Here is a 17,393-nt window from a genome sequence, read left to right on the forward strand (position 1 = left end):
ACACCTAATCGCGCGAAGAGGTCATCACAATCCCTGATCCCAACGACAAGCCTCGCCATGCCGGTTCGCCTGAGGAAGTGACCCGGGCCAAGACCCTCGCGCTCGCGGCGCTCGGCTGGATATTGCAGGATACAGAGCGCGCTGAGCGTTATCTCGACCTTACCGGGCTTGATCCGGAATCTTTGCGGAACGGATTGGACGATGTGGCCGTTCTGGGTTCAGCTCTGGATTTTCTAGCCAATTACGAACCAGACCTTATACGCGCAGCCGAAGCTTTGGCTGTGACGCCCGAAGAACTGATTGCCTCCCGAAGGAATTTAAACTGATGAGCCGCCCCCTTGTAATCAGTGATTGTGACGAAGTGATTTTGCACATGGTCGCACCCTTCAAGGTGTGGCTCGAAGAAAGCCAAGGGATCGATTTTGACCTGAGCGGCGGCGATTTTTCTAAGGCTCTTCGCTGGAGAGAAAGCGGCGAATTTCTCGCACCCGAAGAGATTTGGAAGAAGCTTGGCGGTTTTTTCGATACGCAAATGGACAGCCAACTGCCGATCGCGGGTTCTATCAACGCGCTCAACACGCTCGCCGAAGAGGCCGATCTTGTTGTGTTGACGAACCTAGTGGATTTTCGCCGGGATCACCGGGCTGAACAATTGGCCGCCCATGGGCTTCACGCCAAGGTTTACACCAACCAAGGGCCCAAAGGACCTGCATTGGCGAAGATCATCGACGAGTTTCGCCCGACCAAGGCGCTCTTTATCGATGACCTGGCACAGCATCATGCGTCTGTGAAAGAGACAACCCCGCACGTGATGAGGCTCCACCTTTGCGGAGAGCCGATGATTTCGAGCGCTATCCCATGCGCTCACGAAGCAGGCCATGCCCATGCGCGGATCGATCTTTGGAGCGAGGCGCTGCCTTGGCTCAGCGAGCAATTGAAGGACTAAGCCTCATGAAAATCGAAAACCGTCTCACCGAGTTGAACATCACTCTACCCAAGGCTGCTGCACCTGTTGCAAGCTACGTGCCTGTGGTTGTTCAGAACGGCTTTGCATATGTCTCGGGGCAGCTACCTTTCATCGACGGCGTTTTGGCCAAAGGGCGGCTTGGCGATGATGTCGAGCTTGCCGAGGGGATGGAAGCGGCGCGCGCATGCGGCCTCATGATCTTGGCGCAGCTTAAGAATGCAGGTGTCCTGGAAAAAGTAGAGCGGGTCGTGAAGCTGGGCGCTTTCGTCAACTCGACACCGGATTTCACCGATCAGCCGAAGGTCGCGAATGGCGCTTCTGATCTCATGCTTGAGGTTTTTGGAGATGCAGGACGCCATGCCCGCGCTGCTGTGAGCGCGCCGTCTTTGCCACTCGGCGCTGCGGTCGAAGTGGACGCGGTAATCGCGCTTGCGGACTAAGGTGCCCGCTTGATGGGCTCCCGGCCTGTTCCCGAGTGGCTGACTAGATGGGAATACGCGCATCGCGGTTTGCATTGCGACGGTGTACCCGAAAACTCGCTTGAAGCGGCTCGCGCTGCGATCAAGGCGGGGATGGGCATCGAATGCGATATCCAACGCAGTTTCGATGACCAGCCGATGGTCTTTCACGATTGGGAGCTCGACCGTTTGACGACTGGTTCGGGACTGGTCGAGGATCGTACCTGCGGCGACCTTGAGCAGATCACCTTTCGTGAGAACGACGGATCCATTCCCAGTCTCGCTACGTTGCTAGAGGTGGTAGGTGGCCGCGTGCCGCTTCTGATCGAGATCAAGTCAAAGCCTGTCTATGACGTGGAGTGGAGCTGTGTGTCTGTTGCCAATGTGCTCAAGGATTATTCTCACCCCCATGCCGTTATGAGTTTTGATCCGCGCGTTGCGGCCTGGTTTCGCGACAACTCTGCCGAAACGGTTTGCGGCTTGGTGATGCGCGAGGATGAGATGGGTCATAGCCAAACGCCCGAAGCGCGCCGCTATGCCTTGGCAATCGCCCAACCCGATTTTCTCGCCTATCATACCGCTGCGCTACCAAACCCATGGGTTTCGACCTTGCGCGCGGGCGGTCTTCCCATTCTATCTTGGACGGTGAATTCGCCAGAAACCCGCAAGAGAGCTCTCGAGAATGTCGATGCGCTTATCGCGGAAGGCGCAGGATTGGCATGAGCGAGCGAGAATTGACCGTCCGTTTGGCACCCAGGGTTGGCCATTTTCATGCGGACCAATGGAACGCGCTTGGCGGCAATCGCAATCCGTTCGTGAGCCATGAGTTTCTGACAGCGCTGGAAGACTCGGGAAGTGTGGGATCGGGAACCGGCTGGGATCCTGCGCCCATCGCGATCACGGACGAGCACGACCGACTGCTTGCCGCCATGCCAAGCTATGCCAAAGGGCACAGCCAAGGGGAATATGTGTTCGACCATGCCTGGGCTGACGCACTCCACAGGGCAGGGCGGAACTATTATCCCAAGCTCCAGATTGCAGCGCCGTTCACCCCGGCAACTGGCCCGCGTTTGCTGTTGTCTGATCCTACTTTGGCCTCGCACCTTCTCAAAGGCGCCGAAGTTGTGTGTGAGCAGAACGGGCTTTCTTCTGCCCATGCGACATTCATCGATACGTCTCAGTTGCCGCTGTTTGAGGCCGAGGATTGGCTGATCCGCAGCGACATCCAGTTCCACTGGCTAAACCGCGATTATGATAGCTTCGACGGGTTCCTTGAGAGCCTCGCCTCGCGCAAGCGCAAGAACCTGCGCAAAGAGCGGGAGGCGGCAAAAAAAGGTCTGCAAATAGAGCGTCTTTCAGGGGATGATATCAAACCTGAGCACTGGGATGCGTTCTGGGTCTTTTATCAGGACACAGGCGCACGAAAATGGGGCACGCCTTACCTCACCAGAGAGGCGTTCACACTTCTCGGCGAGCGTATGGGGGATCGAATGGTCCTGATCCTTGCGTTTGATGATGGGGAGGCCGTTGCTGGCGCGCTCAACTTCATTGGCGCAGATGCGATTTACGGGCGATATTGGGGATGCACCCGCGAAGTGCGCTTCCTGCACTTTGAGCTGTGCTATTATCAAGCGATCGATATCGCGATTGAAATGGGTTTGCCCCGAGTGGAGGCAGGGGCGCAAGGTGGCCACAAGCTTGCCCGAGGGTATGAGCCTGTCCAGACCTATTCAGCCCACTATCTGGTCGATCCCGGCTTTCGCGCAGCTGTCGCCGATTTCCTGGAGCGCGAACACGAAGGCGTCGCTACGGATCAGCTTTTCCTAGATCGACGGACACCCTTTAAGAAGGGCTGAGCGGGCACGAGGTTTTAGGCGGCGCGTCGTTCTTCGGAAAGCCAGCGGCGAGCACGGCGCTGTGCTTCGGCGATTTCGCGTGCGGTCATCTCGTCAGACACGTCAGCGCGGCAGAATGCTGCGTCTTCATGGCCCCTTGAAGCGGCAAGATTGAACCACTTGTGTGCTTCGACCAGGTCGCAGTCGACCCCGTTGGAACCGGTCGAATAGGCCACGCCAAGATTGAAAAGAGCCGCCACATCACCGGCAACCGCATCTGCAAGGTAACCTGCAATCGCTATGTCGATTTCACCGCTCTCTAAAGTGTCGCTTGCGACCTGATCGATAGAATTGAACTTCATTTCATATTCCCCGTTGTATTCACGCCCAAACCCCCGTCCCGGTTCCCCGTTTCGTTTTGGGCATCGCTAGACCTCAATGATCATGGTCAACAAATCGTTAATGACCCCGGGTTTTCTTTGTAAATTACGGGGTTTTACAAAGATCAAATCCCACGCTTTTGTTCCAAGTTCGCGTTAATCGGGGGGCGAGGCCGCAAACTGTCTTGCGGGGCCCCATGCGCTTGCCTATAGCGCGCCCAGCAAGGGATCGCCGGGTGTAATCGCGACTGGAAGCGCAATTAGGCCTGGCCGTCTGCAACACGGTTTTTGGAATTAGAGGACCACATGTCAGCGGCGGCTTCCGAAGAAATTGAAATCATTGAAAAGGCCAAGAGCCTTTTGGGCGAGGACTACACTCCCACCGATGACGAAGAGTATATGAATGAGCGTCAGCAGGCGTATTTTCAGATGCTTCTTCTCGAGTGGAAGCGTTCGATCCACAGTGCGGCTGGTCAAACTCTGCAGTCTCTGGCCAGCGGGCCCATCCGTGAGCCTGACCTCAATGACCGCGCGTCGAGCGAGACCGACTGGGGCATCGAACTTCGCACCCGTGATCGCCAGCGCAAACTCGTATCCAAGATTGACTCGGCACTTCGCCGGATTGAACAGGGCGAGTATGGCTATTGCGAGGTTACAGGCGACCCGATCGGCCTCAAACGTCTGATCGCGAGGCCTGTTGCGACCATGACTGTCGAGGCACAAGAAGCGCATGAGCGGCGGGAAAAAATTTCACGCGACGACTAGATGGTGGCCCGATGCGCTACTGAACCGGTGTAATTGGTAAACTCTTGTTCCAGTTTGGGACGCCAATCAGCTTTTGCCCCCACTTCTGTTACAAATTTTACGAGCCCTTAACTGAGCGCGACTAGGCAAAAAGGCAGACAAGGCGCGGATATTCGACATGCACAACGCACAAGATGGCCGCGCCAAGAGCACAAAATAGCCACGTTGAAGGTCGGAGACGTTACGACAATGACAGGTGTCGAGACGAGAAGTGTAACACGAGACAGCCTCTTTTTGCTGGCTAATGTTACCGTTGAACAGCAAACAGTGCAGCACCGCGTGCGCGTTCGAAACTTGTCGGATGGCGGCATGATGGGCGAGGGCACCATGAAGGTTAGCCGAGGCAACCGGGTCGATGTCGAGCTACGCAATGTCGGGCTTGTCAAAGGCACTGTTGCCTGGGTCCAGGATCAACGTTTCGGCATCGCTTTTGACGAAGAGATCGACTCTCAAGCCGCGCGCGCACCGGCGAATGATGGCGGAGCGCAAGGTACAGGTTCAAACCCGGTATCTTACGCACACCGTGCACCGCCGGCTCCGAAAGACCCTGCCAATCTGCGCAAGATTTGAGGTTTTGCGCCGGATTGGTCACCTTAACGACCTGATCGCCCGGATCGGATGACCGCCCTAACTTAGAAGGCTCTGTTCTTGGGCCGATTAGATGCTAATTGTGCAGCGGTGACGCGCACAATTCTTCTTACTGTCCTATCGGCATTGCTTCTTGCTTGCGGTCCCGGCGCGGACGAGGGGTCCGTCGAGGTCGCCGTTATCGGCGATCCAGAAGAATTGTTTGCAACCGGTGTGCGTTTGTCACCCGGTGCACAGCACCTGCGGGCCGCGTCGAACGAAGGATTGGTTTCTCTGGATCCGGCGGGACAGGTGGTGCCAGCCCTTGCTGAGCGCTGGATCGTGACCGATGACGCGATGAGCTACATCTTCCGTTTGCGAAATTCCGATGGTCCAAATGGTGAACCCATAACCGCGGCGCAAATCAGGCGACTGCTTCAAGAGCGTATTCGCCAGCTTGAGGGCACGTCGCTTGGTCTCGACTTTGCCAAGGTAGTGGAAGTACGGGCGATGACCGGGCGGGTGATCGAGCTACGGTTATCCGGACCAATGCCCGATTTTCTGAGACTTCTGGCCCAGCCGGAGCTTGGTCTGGAAATTGACGGCAGCGGGACAGGACCGATGATAATGGAGCGCGAGGAAGGCAGCGCCGTTGCCCGACTCAGCTTGTTGCCACCCGAGGCCCGTGGATTGCCGGCGCGCGAAGATTGGCAAGAGTTGACCCGTGATCTGGCAGTGCGAAGTCTTTCGGCTCGCGATGCGATCGATGCCTTTTCAAGGGGCGAGCTGGACTTGCTTATGAATGGATCAATTGCCGAGTTTCCTATGGTCGAGATTGGCCCCTTGTCGCGAGGTGCGATTCAGGTGGACCCAACCTTCGGCTTGTTCGGCTTTATGGTTCGCAGTGATGCTGACTTGTTAGAGAGCCCCGCAAGGCGAGAAGCGCTTTCGATGGCTATCGATCGCTCGACTTTGCTACAATCTATCGGGATTGGCGGCTGGGCGCCGACGTCCTGGATTGTGCCCAACAACCTGTTTGTTCCACCAACTTATCAAACAACCAGGTGGCCGGACCTCTCTTTTGAAGAGCGGCAAGCGATTGCGCGCGGGCGGATTGCACAATGGCGGGCGGCCACTGGCGAGGAACCTGTTGTTCGCGTCGGCCTTCCAGAGGGGCCGGGCAGCGACCTGCTCTTTGCGACCCTTGCACAAAACTGGCAGCAGATCGGAGTGCGCGCTGAGCAGGTGGCACTTGGTAGAGGGGGCGATCTCGAGCTGCGAGATCGCCTTGCCCGGTATGCCTCGCCGCGCTGGTTTTTGAACCAGCTCAATTGCTCGATCGATATCGGCCTTTGCTCTGAAGAAGCTGACGCATTGGTCAGCGAATCCCTGAGGGTTCGAGATCCCTTGGCCAAGCAAGCCCTGCTCATCGAAGCGCATCAGATTTTGACCGAGGCAGAGGTGTTTATCCCGCTAGGTTCGCCTGTTCGCTGGTCTTTGGTTCGTGGGGCTGTTGACGGGTATCAGGCCAACCCTTGGGGGCTTCACCCCTTGCCTGCGCTGGCCGAGGACCCCAATTAGGTGGGGTAGGAGTGCATAATGACGACATCTGGCAATAGGCCGCCCATCCTGTCTCGCCCCACTGCGCGCGATAGAGCGGGTTTCGATTCCACTAGCGCCGCCAGGCCCGAGGGGCTGAGCTTTGCTTTGCCAACAGGCAGCGATCCGCACTCTGTCCGGGCGCGCGTAGAAGCCGTTGAGATTCTTCTTGAACGCAGTTTCCGTATTCCCGGTGTCAATATGCCAATCGGCCTTGATGCGATTATCGGTCTGATACCGGTGGTTGGCGATATTGTGACAACGGCCCTTGGCGCTTACATCGTATGGGAAGCGCGCAATCTCGGCCTTTCCAAATGGCAATTGACCCGCATGGGGGGCAATGTTGCCTTCGATGCGCTTCTGGGGCTTGTGCCCGTGGTGGGTGATGCGGCTGACTTTGTGTTTCGCTCAAACACAAGGAACCTGCGCATTATCAAGAAGCACCTCGACAAGCATCATCCGGAAACCAAGGTGATCGAGGGGTAGCCCCGTAATTCGGTTGCAGGGTGAGAGCGGGGCCTTACGCCTCCAGCTCGATGTCCCAATACAGCCAGTCGCGCCATGTTTCGTGCAGGTAATTGGGCGGGAACATTTTTCCCTGCTGCTGCAATTGCCAGCTCGTTGGTCGGATTGGTTTCATCTGCACCGGCATATGGGCCTGTTTGGGCGTGCGCCCGCCCTTTTTCATATTACAAGTGCCGCAAGCGGTGATGATGTTCTCCCATGTGGTTTTGCCGCCAAGACGGCGAGGGATCACATGGTCGAAAGTCAAGGTGTCCTTTGACCCGCAATATTGGCACTCGAATTTATCGCGCAGGAATACGTTGAAGCGGGTGAAAGCGGGAAACTCGCTCGGCTTCACATATTGCCTCAAGGCGATCACGCTGGGGATTTTCATATCGAGGCTAGGGGAGTGGACCTCGCGGTCATAGCTCGCAACGATATCAACCCGGTCGAGGAAAACCGCCTTAATGGCGGTTTGCCAGGGCCAAAGGCTCAACGGGTAGTAGGATAACGGGGTGTAGTCTGCATTGAGCACAAGCGCAGGGCATGCCGAAAGGTGGCTACCTGCATCCTTTTCGGCGCTTCGATACCGCGCGGCCTGCTCGATCAGCTCGGCTTTGAACATCGTTCGCATTCCCTCCTGATTGACACGAACATGACGTGACAGGCCAAAGAGTCAAAGCCGTTACAATGTGGGTATCCACAGGTGCAGCTTGTGGACATTGTGTGAATAGCCTGGCGGTTTGTCCTGTGGCATGACGCCAATATGCGCTCTTCGCCCCTTACCACACGGTTCGCACCAAGCCCCAACGGGCCCTTGCACCTGGGTCATGCATACTCGGCGATTGTCGCTCACGATCTGGCAAAGGCAAAAGGTGGCCGCTTTCTTCTGCGGATCGAGGACATCGACGGCGCGAGATCACGGCCGGAGCTGGCCGACGAGTTTCGGCGTGATTTGGAGTGGCTGGGGCTGGAATGGGAGGAGGTCCAACCGCAATCGGCCAGAATTGCGTCTTACGAAGAGGCGTTCACTCGGCTGAAAGAGGCAGGTTTGCTCTATCCCTGCCAGTGCTCGCGGGCCGACATCCAGGCAGCGGGCGCCAAACCCGGACCGATGGGCCCGATCTATCCTGGCACATGCAAGACATTGGACGTGCCAGGCGATGGCCCGGTTCAATGGCGGCTGGATGTAGCGCGCGCTGACAAGGCGGTCGGGCAATTAGAGTGGTATGACACGTTCGATGGTGTCCAGTTCTGCGATCCTTATGAACTTGGCGATGTCGTGCTCTGGCGCCGCGATGAGCCGGCAAGCTATCATTTGGCAGCAACACTGGATGATGCAGCGGACGGCGTAACAATGGTGACGCGGGGGCGGGACCTTTTCGAAGCAACGCACATTCACCGCTTGCTCCAAGCGCTTCTGGACCTGCCTTTGCCCGACTATCACCATCATCCGCTTTTGCTGGATGAAACGGGCAAAAAGCTCGCCAAACGACGCGGTTCGCCTGCGCTTGCCGATCGCCGATTGGCCGGTGAAGACGGGCTGATGCTTGCAGAGCAATTGCGCATGCAAAAATTCGAGCTTGGAACTTGACGGCGTTGCGACCATTTACACTGGTATGAATTATATTCTTATCCCAGTGCTCGTTATCTTGTGCATTCTCGTTGTGGTCTCGCTTGTCCGCGGGATCGTTGCTTTTCTCAAGACGACCAAAATCGACCTTGAAACGGGCGAGGCGGAAACCGTCACCGAGATGCAGGAGATGCAGAACAAGGCGATGTTCAGCCGGATCAAGTATCAGGCCATGGCAATCGGCGTGGTTGCAGTGATCGCTCTTGTGGCTGGCGCCGGCAGCTAAGCAGGCCTGCATCATGGTCAAAATCAACAAGATTTATACCCGCACCGGCGATGACGGCACAACCGGCCTCGTTGACGGGTCTCGCACGGCAAAGCACTCTGCGCGCATTCAGGCGGTCGGCATGGTGGATGAAACCAACTCGGCCATTGGTCTGGCGGTGTGCGCGATCGAGAATGAGGCTTGGCGCGCGCTTCTCACCCGCATTCAGAACGATTTGTTTGATCTGGGCGCGGATATTGCAACGCCCGCCGATGATGGCGATTTTGCCCCAAAAGAGATGGTTTTGCGCATCGTAGATGCGCAACCACATTGGCTGGAGGAGCAAATTGATGCCTTGAACGAGCATCTCGAGCCTCTCGACAGCTTTGTCTTGCCCGGTGGCAGTGAGGCGGCTGCCCGCGTCCATGTGGCCCGCGCTTCGGCGCGCGCTGCCGAGCGGGCAATGACACAGCTTGCAGGTGAGGCTCCGACCAATCCGCAGGCGCTGACTTACATCAACCGTCTGTCGGATCTCCTGTTTGTCATGGCCCGTGTGCTCAATGACAATGGCAAGGCAGACGTGAAATGGGTCCCCGGCGCAAATAGGTAGCGCGACTAGATAAGTCGCAAGCTGCTAGCCACGCTGCAACTTCCCCGCTAGGAGCCGCTTTGCTGCACTTGCGAAGGGAAGTCTATCATGCAAAAAATCGCTGTTATCGGGGCCGGCCAGATGGGCACCGGCATTGCTCAAACCGTGGCTGCACATGGCATGCAAGTGCTGTTGTCAGATATTGATCTCGCCAGCGCCGAAGCTGGCAAAGGCAAGATCGACAGCGCTGTCTCCAAACTGGTCGGTCGCGGTAAGATCGAGGCAGACGCCGCCGAAGCTCTGCTTGCGCGGATTACGCCGGTTGCCGATTATGCGCCCATGTCTGAGGCGAACCTCATCATCGAGGCAGCGACCGAGCGCGAAGAGATCAAAAACGCGATTTTCGAGAGCGCTGGCAAGGTTCTGGCCGAAGATGCGATCTTTGCCTCCAACACCAGCTCTATTCCGATTACCCGCATGGCAAACCATTCGCCTGATCCTGCGCGATTTATCGGGCTGCACTTCTTCAATCCGGTACCCGTCATGGGGCTTATCGAAGTGATCCCTGGCCTTGCGACGGCCAAGGATACGACGGACCGCGTGACCGAGTTCGCCAAGGGATTGGGCAAGGAAGTGGTGCTGAGCCAGGATGAGCCCGGCTTTGTTGTGAACCGCATTCTTTTGCCGATGATCAACGAGGCGGTGTTCGTGCTTGGCCAGTCAACGGCTGGCATTGAAGACATCGACAAGGGCTGCCGTCTGGGTCTCAATCACCCGATGGGTCCGTTACAATTGGCTGATTTTGTTGGGCTTGATACGTGCCTTGATATCATCAACGTGCTGTACCGCACCACGCGCGACAGCAAGTATCGCCCCGCGCCCTTGCTGGTGAAATATGTCGAGGCTGGATGGCTTGGCCGCAAGACGGGCCGTGGATTTTACGACTACACCGGCGAAGCGCCAGTGCCCACTCGCTAAGGGGAGGGGTTTAGTTGCCCTTCACCTGAATTTCAGGAGTGAAGCCGGTTTGTGGTGGCCGCACTTCCGGCGCGCCTGGAGCCGCGCTCGTCGTGACCTTTGGTCCGCTTGAACGGTCTATACCGCCTCCGTCCATTTTCTTCGAGACGTGATCGCCAAACACGGGCGCATCATTGGTAAGCCCCGGAGTCTCTGAGAAACCGCCGTTCTGCGACGAAGCGCTTGGAGCGCCCCAATCATCGCTCGCTCCGCCCCAACCAGGAGCCGGGCTAGGGGCAAAGCCTGCTTGTGCCTGCTGCGGCGCGGCCTGAGCGGCTGGAGCCGCCGCGACTGCTTCTTGAGGTGCTTCGTCGCTTCCGGAAAACTCCTGGAAAGCAACGCTTGCTACCAATGCGACAGCGACAACCACGCCGGAAAAACCGAGCGCAACCTTTGGGTTTTCAAAGAGTGAACTAGACATGGAAGCAGAAATACCCGGATAGAGTTAAGGATTGGTTGGCACGCCAAGTGAAGGAAGATTAATCGAGCGAGTTTTTAAGCTCGTAGAGCAGATCAAGCGCCTCACGCGGTGAAAGTGCATCAAGATCAGCATCACGCAGCTTTCTCGCCAACACTTCTTCGCTCGTTTCGACAGGCGCGGATTGCGCAGCGGCCGCAGCGAACAACGGCAGTTCGCCAAGCCCTGCGGCAAGCCCGCCTGTTTCACTGCGCGCCGCTTCCAGCTTTTCAAGAACCTGCCCTGCGCGATCGATCACGGGTCCCGGCACACCAGCAAGCTTTGCAACAGCAAGGCCGTAGGAGCGGTCCGCCGGACCTTCGGAAAGCTCATGCAGAAGCACAAGATCGCCCTTCCACTCGCGTGCTCTCACGTGATGAAGGGAGAGATACGGACAGCTATCCGCGAGGCGCGAAAGCTCATGATAGTGCGTTGCGAACAAGCAGCGGCACTCAATCTGCGAATGCACAGCCTCGACCACGGCCCATGCAAGCGCGAGCCCGTCATAGGTCGACGTGCCTCGGCCCACTTCATCGAGGATGACGAGGCTTTTGGAAGTGGCCTGCGATAGGATCGCGGCCGTCTCGACCATCTCGACCATAAAGGTTGAGCGTCCCTTGGCGAGATTGTCCGATGCTCCCACGCGGCTGAACAAACGGTCCACCAGCCCGATATGTGCTTCGTTTGCTGGTACGTAGGAGCCAGCCTGTGCCATCAATGCGATGAGGGCGTTTTGGCGCAGGAAGGTCGATTTACCGCCCATATTCGGGCCGCCGATAAGCCAAAGCCGGTCGTCTTCCTGCAAGGTGCAGTCATTGGCGACAAAGCGCTCACCCGATTTGCTGAGGGCGGCTTCCACGACAGGATGCCTGCCTCCTTTGATGGCAAGCGTGCCCGCTTCCGAAATCGCCGGTTTGCACCAATCACCCTCGCTCGCGCGTTCTGCATTCCCGCTTGCCACATCAATGCGGGCAAGAGCAGCAGCGGTGGCCGCAATTGCCTCACGCGCGGCGCTTACCAGTGCTGTCAGTTTTTCAAAATGCGCTTCTTCGGCTGCGAGCGCCCGGCCACCTGCTTCCGAAACCCTAGAGGCTTCCTCGTGCAGGGTGAGCGAATTGAAACGCACTGCGCCTTTCATCGTTTGGCGATGGGTAAAACCGCTATCGGGGGCCATCAAAGCATCGCCGTGGCGGCTGGGTACTTCGATGAAATAACCAAGCACGCCGTTATGTTTGATCTTGAGCGAACTTATCCCGGTTTCATTGCGGTAACGCGCTTCCATGGCGGCAATGGCGCGCCTTGCGCTGCCCGACATTGCGCGCAGTTCATCAAGGCTGGCATCGTACCCTTCGGCAATAAATCCACCATTGCTTCGCTCTGTTGGGGGAGATGCAACAAGCGCACGCGCAAGCTGATCGATGAGCGCCCCGTGACCTGCCAGCTTGGGCAAAAGCAGGTCCAGGAGTTGAGGGCGATCCGGCTCCCCGGACAGCCATTCGTAAATCCGCCATGCTTCGCCAAGTCCATCGCGCACCTGCCCCAGATCACGAGGGCTGCCCCGTCCGGCGACAATACGGCCAAGCGCGCGGCCAAAATCCGGCAATGCCCTAAGCGCATCACGAAGGTTTGCTCTTTCAATCGGGCGTTCAAGCCAGAACTGTACAAGCGCAAGGCGGTCTTCAATCGCAGACTGGTCGAGAAGCGGCGCGGAAAGGTCCTCCGCCAAAAGCCGCGATCCGGCACCGGTCGAACACCGGTCAAGCGTCGCAACAAGGCTACCAGCGCGTCCGCCATTTGTCGCTTCAAGGATTTCCAGGCTGGTCCGGGTGGCTTCATCCATCGCCATGCCCAGCGATTGTTCGCGCGCTGTGGGTGGTAGCAGGAATGGCAATTCGCCGCGTCCCACATGGTCGAGATAGGCAATGAGCCCCCCAGCCGCAGCCAGCATTGCGCGTGAAAACTCGCCAAACCCGTCAAGCGTCGAGACACCGTGGAGAGCTTTGAGGCGTTGTGCCCCGGCATCGCTGGAAAATGCACTTCGCACATGGTGTGCGGCGTCCTCGGGGCCCAATTCCCAGTCCTCGGGCACCACCACCTCGCTTGCTCCGAGCCGCGCAAGCGTTGCTCCCAGAAGCTGCGAAGAGCACTCCTCCAGCACCATCACCCCGGTGGAGATATCGCAAGCGGCAACCCCGATAGTTCCGCGAACCTCGGCTAATGCGACGAGCAAATTGGCACGGCGTGGTTCGAGCAAAGCCTCTTCGGTCAAAGTGCCAGCAGTCACAAAACGCACTATGTCGCGTGCCACCAGAGCTTTCGAGGCAGGACGCCCCTCGCGTTTGGCGCGCGCTTTGGCCTCGTCGGGGGTTTCGGTCTGTTCGGCAATTGCAACGCGCTGCCCGGCCTTAATCAGGCGGGCCAGATAACCTTCTGCCGCGTGGACGGGCACACCGCACATGGCGACCGGTTCGCCCCCGTGCTCGCCGCGCGCGGTCAGGGCAATATCGAGAATGTCAGAGGCAATCTTGGCATCGTCGAAGAACAGCTCGAAGAAGTCGCCCATCCGGTAGAACAGGAGCGAGCCCTCAGCCTCGCGCTTTAGCGCAAGATACTGCTCCATCATGGGCGTGGGCTTGTCAGTATTCTTCTTCCGGGCGGCCATTGGTTTCGGGGTGCCAGCGAGCATGCGATTCGGGAAGGGCAAGTGCGGACTTATCCGCCGACGTGGTCACCCCTGCTCGCTCATTGTGCAATCGCCCACTTTCATATGCCGCAAGGGCGGGCTAAGGCATTCATCAATAGTGCAATTGAGGATCATTTGAGGGGGCCCACATGACAGACGAACCCAAGGGCGGCTTTACCAGCCGCGAGGCGCTTTTTTACCACGAAACCATTCGCCCAGGTAAGCTGGAGATCGTCGCGACGAAGCCTATGACTTCGCAGCGCGACTTGTCGCTCGCCTATTCGCCCGGTGTGGCTGTCCCCGTAGAGGCAATTGCTGCCGACCCCTCCTTGGCCGCGCGCTACACCGCGAAAGCCAATCTGGTAGCGGTAATTTCCAACGGAACGGCCATTCTGGGCCTCGGAAATCTGGGTGCGCTGGCGTCCAAGCCGGTGATGGAAGGCAAGGCGGTGTTGTTCAAACGTTTTGCCGATGTGGACGCGATTGACATAGAACTTGCGACCGAAGATCCCGAAGCCTTCATTGAAGCTGTGGCTTTGATGGAGCCAAGCTTCGGCGGGATTAATCTCGAAGACATCAAGGCGCCCGAGTGCTTCATCATCGAAGCTGCACTTCGCGAACGCATGAACATTCCGATCATGCACGATGACCAGCACGGAACCGCGATTATCACCGCAGCGGGTCTGCTCAACGCATGCTATCTTACCGACCGGGATATCAAGGACGTCAAGGTTGTTGTGAACGGTGCCGGATCGGCCGCGATTGCGTGTACCGCTTTGATCAAGTCCATGGGTGTGCCGCATGATAATGTGATCATGTGTGACCGCTCTGGTCCCATCACGATCGGGCGCGACAAGGTTGATCAGTGGAAGAGCGCACATGCGGTCGCTACCGATGCGACGACGCTGGAAGAGGCGCTGGACGGCGCAGATATTTTCCTTGGCCTCTCGGCTGCTGGCGCGCTTAAGCCGGAATGGGTCACCAAGATGGCCAAAAACCCGATTATCTTTGCGATGGCGAACCCAACGCCCGAGATCATGCCTGATGAGGCAAAGGCTGTTCGTCCCGATGCGATTATTGCTACCGGGCGCAGCGATTTTCCTAACCAGGTCAACAACGTATTGGGTTTCCCCTTCATCTTCCGCGGCGCGCTTGATGTACAAGCGACGACCATCAACGAAGAAATGAAGGTTGCCGCTGCCACGGCGATTGCAGAATTGGCGCGCCAACAGGTGCCCGAAGAAGTGGCGAGCGCCTATGGCAAGAACCAGAAGTTCGGCACCGACTACATCATTCCGGCGCCTTTCGATCCGCGTTTGATCGAAGTTGTGTCATCGGCTGTTGCGAAAGCGGCGATGGACTCAGGCGTTGCGCAAATCGCGATTGATGATTTCGATGCGTATAAGCACGCGCTCAAATCTCGCCTCAACCCAACAACGTCGGTGCTCACCGGTGTCTATAATGAGGCGCGCGCCAACCCCAAACGCATGGTTTTTGCCGAAGCAGAAGAGGAAGTGGTGCTGCGCGCAGCGATACAGTTCCGCGATTTTGGCTATGGCATTCCGATCCTTGTCGGCCGGACCAAAGCGGTCATGGACAAGCTCCATCAGCTGTCCGTCTCTGATCCGGGAAGCTTCGAGATCCAGAACTCGGCTGACAGCGAGCACGTGCCCGCCATGGTCGATTATCTCTACAATCGTCTTCAACGGCGCGGTTATACCGAGCGTGATATTCGGCGGATGGTCAATCAGGAACGTAATGTGTTTGCAGCGCTTCTGGTGGCGCTTGGCCATGCAGATGGCGTGATTTCAGGCCTTACCCGCACCTATGCGCAGACCATGCGCGAGGTAAATCTGGTGCTCGACAAGAAAGAGGGCGCGCTTCCGTTCGGCATCCATATGATGATCGGGAAGAACCACACCACCTTCCTTGCCGACACCACGATCAACGAACGCCCCAGTGCAAGCGAGCTTGCCTATATTGCCCGTGAAACCGCTGCTGTTGCGCGCCGCATGGGGCATGAACCGCGTGTGGCGTTCCTGTCTTATTCTACCTTCGGCAATCCGTCCGGCCAGTGGCTCGCGGATATCCGTAAGGCTGTGGCGATCCTCGATGAGGAAGGCTGCGACTTTGAGTATGAGGGCGAGATGGCACCTGATGCCGCTCTCAATCCGGCTGTCATGAAGCTTTACCCCTTCAGCCGTCTTTCAGGCCCAGCCAATGTTCTGATCATGCCGGGTCTGCAATCTGCAAACCTCTCGGCGAAACTTCTGCGGGAGCTCGGCTCCAACACGACCGTTGGTCCGATGCTGCTGGGTATGGAGAAGCCTGTGCAGATCGCACCGATGACAGCGGCAGCACCGGATGTGCTGACGCTGGCAGTCCTGACAAGCGCGGGAATCGTGAGCTAGGGCCTAGGCAAGGCGTTCCTCGATTGGAACGTAGTCGATGTCATAACCAAAGTAGCTGGGCGAGAACACCGCCAGGCCCGCTTGGCTGCGCCAGAGCGGGTCACAGCGAAAGCCTAGCACGGCAACCTCTTGGCCTACTTCGTATCCCGGATTGACGATACCATCGCCGCTGGCGACATCGATGATTGAGATAAGGTCCGGGCAGGTCGCGATCACCGCGCCATTGCGGCGCGCGATGAGGTGCTCGTTCTTTACGTCAGTCGCAAAGCTTTGACCTTCGAAATCGCCCGTGCCGTTCAACTGTACCTCGCCAACCAGAAAACCATCCTCATCGCGCCAGTCGAACCCGGCAACAGTGCCCGTGAATAGCAGATAACCATCACCTGCTTTGCGTGCAGCATCTACCGGATCGGTGCCTGCCACCTTTGCTTCGCGCACCGCCCTGCCGATACTGATCGATAGCGAGAGGCTTTCAGTCACCAAGGTCCCTTGCGTTTTGGCCTGAGCCCCGGTGATTGGACTATCGGTAACACCGCACTCTCGGCTGACCACTGATATTGACCGCAAAATATCCTCAGCGCGCGTCGGATCGCCCAGAGTCTCGACGATCATCTCATCACCAAATGGCGTCGCTGCACCAATGGGAGTAAGAGGAATTCCTGCAACCTTTACAGAGTGCTGGTTGATTTCAGGCACTGCGCGGCCAACCGTGTCAGCGTCGAGCGCAGGCACGCCAAGGCGCGCGGCTGTGGCAAGCCCTTCGGCAAGGCTGAGCGGGCCGATTTCGCCCATAATGACGCCTGCAAACTTCTGGCCGACATGGCGTTCGAGCGCCTCGAAAGCGGCCTGGACCGGGACCTCCACCTTGTTCTCTACCGCATCAAGCCGCGCCTGCATTTCTGCGCTCGTGTCCGCAAGGCTCGCAAGTCCATAGGGGCAGGCGACCCGGTCAGTGTCCGCAAGTGCAGAAACAGGGATCATCGAGAATGTGAGCCCTGCTGCCAGGTCTTTGGCAATGAGTTCGCGCGCCTCTGCAAGGCCACCGCCGCCACCGGTGCCTAGGTAAGACGACCCCACGAGCGCATCCTCGAGGGCTGTTGCGTCGAGGGTCAGGGCGTCTTTCGTAACGGTTCGGGTAGAACCTTTGTCCGGTTCAATCTCGCTACACGCTGCCAGCGTCCCGGCCGCCACAACCAAACCGCCCAAAAATTGCCGCCGCGATGCCATGCCTAGTGCCCCTTACCAATTAGGGGTCAGCGTGCCGCGTTGGCTCCAAGATTGCAA

Annotated in this window: 19 protein-coding genes; 14 read left to right on the forward strand and 5 right to left on the reverse strand. The window is 57.9% G+C overall.

Annotated features, from left to right (window positions below):
* The first annotated feature begins 77 nt into the window (after nucleotides 1-77).
* Genes AC0V6Q_RS12475 through AC0V6Q_RS12495 form a run of 5 tightly spaced genes read left to right on the forward strand, consistent with a single transcriptional unit; the run spans nucleotide 78 to nucleotide 3,281 of the window.
* The gene (locus AC0V6Q_RS12475) at nucleotides 78-326 is read left to right on the forward strand and encodes a DUF3572 family protein (RefSeq protein ID WP_486168697.1); all 249 of its coding nucleotides are present in this window, start codon (nucleotides 78-80) and stop codon (nucleotides 324-326) included.
* The gene (locus tag AC0V6Q_RS12480) at nucleotides 326-946 is read left to right on the forward strand and encodes an HAD family hydrolase (protein ID WP_486168698.1); all 621 of its coding nucleotides are present in this window, start codon (nucleotides 326-328) and stop codon (nucleotides 944-946) included. The genes AC0V6Q_RS12475 and AC0V6Q_RS12480 overlap by 1 nt, the downstream gene beginning before the upstream one ends.
* Nucleotides 947-951: 5 nt before the next feature.
* Complete coding sequence (locus AC0V6Q_RS12485) at nucleotides 952-1,407, forward strand: RidA family protein (protein ID WP_486168699.1); 456 nt, start codon at nucleotides 952-954, stop codon at nucleotides 1,405-1,407.
* Nucleotides 1,408-1,419: 12 nt separating this feature from the next.
* Nucleotides 1,420-2,148, forward strand: a complete 729-nt coding sequence (locus tag AC0V6Q_RS12490) for a glycerophosphodiester phosphodiesterase family protein (RefSeq protein ID WP_486168700.1) — start codon at nucleotides 1,420-1,422, stop codon at nucleotides 2,146-2,148.
* The gene (locus AC0V6Q_RS12495) at nucleotides 2,145-3,281 is read left to right on the forward strand and encodes a GNAT family N-acetyltransferase (protein ID WP_486168701.1); all 1,137 of its coding nucleotides are present in this window, start codon (nucleotides 2,145-2,147) and stop codon (nucleotides 3,279-3,281) included. The genes AC0V6Q_RS12490 and AC0V6Q_RS12495 overlap by 4 nt, the downstream gene beginning before the upstream one ends.
* Nucleotides 3,282-3,295: 14 nt before the next feature.
* On the opposite strand, the gene AC0V6Q_RS12500 is transcribed toward AC0V6Q_RS12495, so the two are convergent.
* Nucleotides 3,296-3,622, reverse strand: a complete 327-nt coding sequence (locus AC0V6Q_RS12500; protein WP_486168702.1) for an SEL1-like repeat protein — start codon at nucleotides 3,620-3,622, stop codon at nucleotides 3,296-3,298.
* 324 nt (nucleotides 3,623-3,946) lie between these two features.
* Between AC0V6Q_RS12500 and dksA the strand changes: the two genes are divergently transcribed.
* The 4 genes from dksA (at nucleotide 3,947) to AC0V6Q_RS12520 (ending at nucleotide 7,096) form a co-directional block, all read left to right on the forward strand.
* Nucleotides 3,947-4,405 carry an RNA polymerase-binding protein DksA gene (dksA, locus tag AC0V6Q_RS12505; RefSeq protein ID WP_486168703.1) on the forward strand — a complete coding sequence of 153 codons (459 nt, stop codon included), beginning with the start codon at nucleotides 3,947-3,949 and terminating at the stop codon, nucleotides 4,403-4,405.
* A gap of 273 nt (nucleotides 4,406-4,678) precedes the next feature.
* Complete coding sequence (locus AC0V6Q_RS12510; RefSeq protein ID WP_486168704.1) at nucleotides 4,679-5,014, forward strand: PilZ domain-containing protein; 336 nt, start codon at nucleotides 4,679-4,681, stop codon at nucleotides 5,012-5,014.
* Between the two features lie 108 nt (nucleotides 5,015-5,122).
* Nucleotides 5,123-6,592 (forward strand): ABC transporter substrate-binding protein, encoded by a 1,470-nt coding sequence (locus tag AC0V6Q_RS12515; RefSeq protein WP_486168705.1) that lies wholly within the window; start codon nucleotides 5,123-5,125, stop codon nucleotides 6,590-6,592.
* An 18-nt stretch (nucleotides 6,593-6,610) separates the two neighbouring features.
* On the forward strand, nucleotides 6,611-7,096 hold the full coding sequence (locus AC0V6Q_RS12520; RefSeq protein WP_486168706.1) for a DUF4112 domain-containing protein: 486 nt from the start codon (nucleotides 6,611-6,613) through the stop codon (nucleotides 7,094-7,096).
* A gap of 34 nt (nucleotides 7,097-7,130) precedes the next feature.
* Here AC0V6Q_RS12520 and AC0V6Q_RS12525 read toward each other — a convergent pair whose 3' ends face one another.
* On the reverse strand, nucleotides 7,131-7,739 hold the full coding sequence (locus AC0V6Q_RS12525; protein ID WP_486168707.1) for an HNH endonuclease: 609 nt from the start codon (nucleotides 7,737-7,739) through the stop codon (nucleotides 7,131-7,133).
* Nucleotides 7,740-7,880: 141 nt separating this feature from the next.
* Between AC0V6Q_RS12525 and gluQRS the strand changes: the two genes are divergently transcribed.
* From gluQRS to AC0V6Q_RS12545, 4 genes are all read left to right on the forward strand, one after another.
* Nucleotides 7,881-8,708, forward strand: a complete 828-nt coding sequence (gene gluQRS, locus AC0V6Q_RS12530; RefSeq protein WP_486168708.1) for a tRNA glutamyl-Q(34) synthetase GluQRS — start codon at nucleotides 7,881-7,883, stop codon at nucleotides 8,706-8,708.
* A gap of 25 nt (nucleotides 8,709-8,733) precedes the next feature.
* Nucleotides 8,734-8,973, forward strand: a complete 240-nt coding sequence (locus AC0V6Q_RS12535) for a hypothetical protein (protein ID WP_486168709.1) — start codon at nucleotides 8,734-8,736, stop codon at nucleotides 8,971-8,973.
* Nucleotides 8,974-8,986: 13 nt separating this feature from the next.
* Nucleotides 8,987-9,562, forward strand: coding sequence for a cob(I)yrinic acid a,c-diamide adenosyltransferase (locus AC0V6Q_RS12540; protein WP_486168710.1), 576 nt, complete (start codon nucleotides 8,987-8,989; stop codon nucleotides 9,560-9,562).
* A gap of 87 nt (nucleotides 9,563-9,649) precedes the next feature.
* Complete coding sequence (locus tag AC0V6Q_RS12545; RefSeq protein ID WP_486168711.1) at nucleotides 9,650-10,519, forward strand: 3-hydroxyacyl-CoA dehydrogenase family protein; 870 nt, start codon at nucleotides 9,650-9,652, stop codon at nucleotides 10,517-10,519.
* A 10-nt stretch (nucleotides 10,520-10,529) separates the two neighbouring features.
* Here the strand turns inward: AC0V6Q_RS12545 and AC0V6Q_RS12550 are convergent, their stop codons facing one another.
* Nucleotides 10,530-10,979, reverse strand: coding sequence for a hypothetical protein (locus AC0V6Q_RS12550; RefSeq protein WP_486168712.1), 450 nt, complete (start codon nucleotides 10,977-10,979; stop codon nucleotides 10,530-10,532).
* Nucleotides 10,980-11,037: 58 nt separating this feature from the next.
* The gene (gene mutS / locus AC0V6Q_RS12555; RefSeq protein WP_486168713.1) at nucleotides 11,038-13,638 is read right to left on the reverse strand and encodes a DNA mismatch repair protein MutS; all 2,601 of its coding nucleotides are present in this window, start codon (nucleotides 13,636-13,638) and stop codon (nucleotides 11,038-11,040) included.
* A 209-nt stretch (nucleotides 13,639-13,847) separates the two neighbouring features.
* Here mutS and AC0V6Q_RS12560 point away from each other — a divergent pair, with 209 nt between their 5' ends.
* Nucleotides 13,848-16,109 (forward strand): NADP-dependent malic enzyme, encoded by a 2,262-nt coding sequence (locus AC0V6Q_RS12560; protein WP_486168714.1) that lies wholly within the window; start codon nucleotides 13,848-13,850, stop codon nucleotides 16,107-16,109.
* Between the two features lie 3 nt (nucleotides 16,110-16,112).
* On the opposite strand, the gene AC0V6Q_RS12565 is transcribed toward AC0V6Q_RS12560, so the two are convergent.
* Nucleotides 16,113-17,336, reverse strand: coding sequence for an S-methyl thiohydantoin desulfurase family protein (locus tag AC0V6Q_RS12565; RefSeq protein ID WP_486168715.1), 1,224 nt, complete (start codon nucleotides 17,334-17,336; stop codon nucleotides 16,113-16,115).
* Nucleotides 17,337-17,393: the final 57 nt, after the last annotated feature.

It is taken from the genome of Erythrobacter sp. S227, from assembly GCF_057364925.1.

Bases quoted from the DNA above. Each gene is read 5' to 3' on its own strand.
- AC0V6Q_RS12480 (WP_486168698.1), top strand. From the start codon at position 326: ATGAGCCGCCCCCTTGTAATCAGTGATTGTGACGAAGTGATTTTGCAC.
- AC0V6Q_RS12485 (WP_486168699.1), top strand. From the start codon at position 952: ATGAAAATCGAAAACCGTCTCACCGAGTTGAACATCACTCTACCCAAG.
- AC0V6Q_RS12490 (WP_486168700.1), top strand. From the start codon at position 1,420: ATGGGCTCCCGGCCTGTTCCCGAGTGGCTGACTAGATGGGAATACGCG.
- AC0V6Q_RS12495 (WP_486168701.1), top strand. From the start codon at position 2,145: ATGAGCGAGCGAGAATTGACCGTCCGTTTGGCACCCAGGGTTGGCCAT.
- AC0V6Q_RS12500 (WP_486168702.1), bottom strand. From the start codon at position 3,622: ATGAAGTTCAATTCTATCGATCAGGTCGCAAGCGACACTTTAGAGAGC.
- dksA (WP_486168703.1), top strand. From the start codon at position 3,947: ATGTCAGCGGCGGCTTCCGAAGAAATTGAAATCATTGAAAAGGCCAAG.
- AC0V6Q_RS12520 (WP_486168706.1), top strand. From the start codon at position 6,611: ATGACGACATCTGGCAATAGGCCGCCCATCCTGTCTCGCCCCACTGCG.
- AC0V6Q_RS12525 (WP_486168707.1), bottom strand. From the start codon at position 7,739: ATGTTCAAAGCCGAGCTGATCGAGCAGGCCGCGCGGTATCGAAGCGCC.
- gluQRS (WP_486168708.1), top strand. From the start codon at position 7,881: ATGCGCTCTTCGCCCCTTACCACACGGTTCGCACCAAGCCCCAACGGG.
- AC0V6Q_RS12535 (WP_486168709.1), top strand. From the start codon at position 8,734: ATGAATTATATTCTTATCCCAGTGCTCGTTATCTTGTGCATTCTCGTT.
- AC0V6Q_RS12540 (WP_486168710.1), top strand. From the start codon at position 8,987: ATGGTCAAAATCAACAAGATTTATACCCGCACCGGCGATGACGGCACA.
- AC0V6Q_RS12545 (WP_486168711.1), top strand. From the start codon at position 9,650: ATGCAAAAAATCGCTGTTATCGGGGCCGGCCAGATGGGCACCGGCATT.
- AC0V6Q_RS12550 (WP_486168712.1), bottom strand. From the start codon at position 10,979: ATGTCTAGTTCACTCTTTGAAAACCCAAAGGTTGCGCTCGGTTTTTCC.
- mutS (WP_486168713.1), bottom strand. From the start codon at position 13,638: ATGATGGAGCAGTATCTTGCGCTAAAGCGCGAGGCTGAGGGCTCGCTC.
- AC0V6Q_RS12560 (WP_486168714.1), top strand. From the start codon at position 13,848: ATGACAGACGAACCCAAGGGCGGCTTTACCAGCCGCGAGGCGCTTTTT.
- AC0V6Q_RS12565 (WP_486168715.1), bottom strand. From the start codon at position 17,336: ATGGCATCGCGGCGGCAATTTTTGGGCGGTTTGGTTGTGGCGGCCGGG.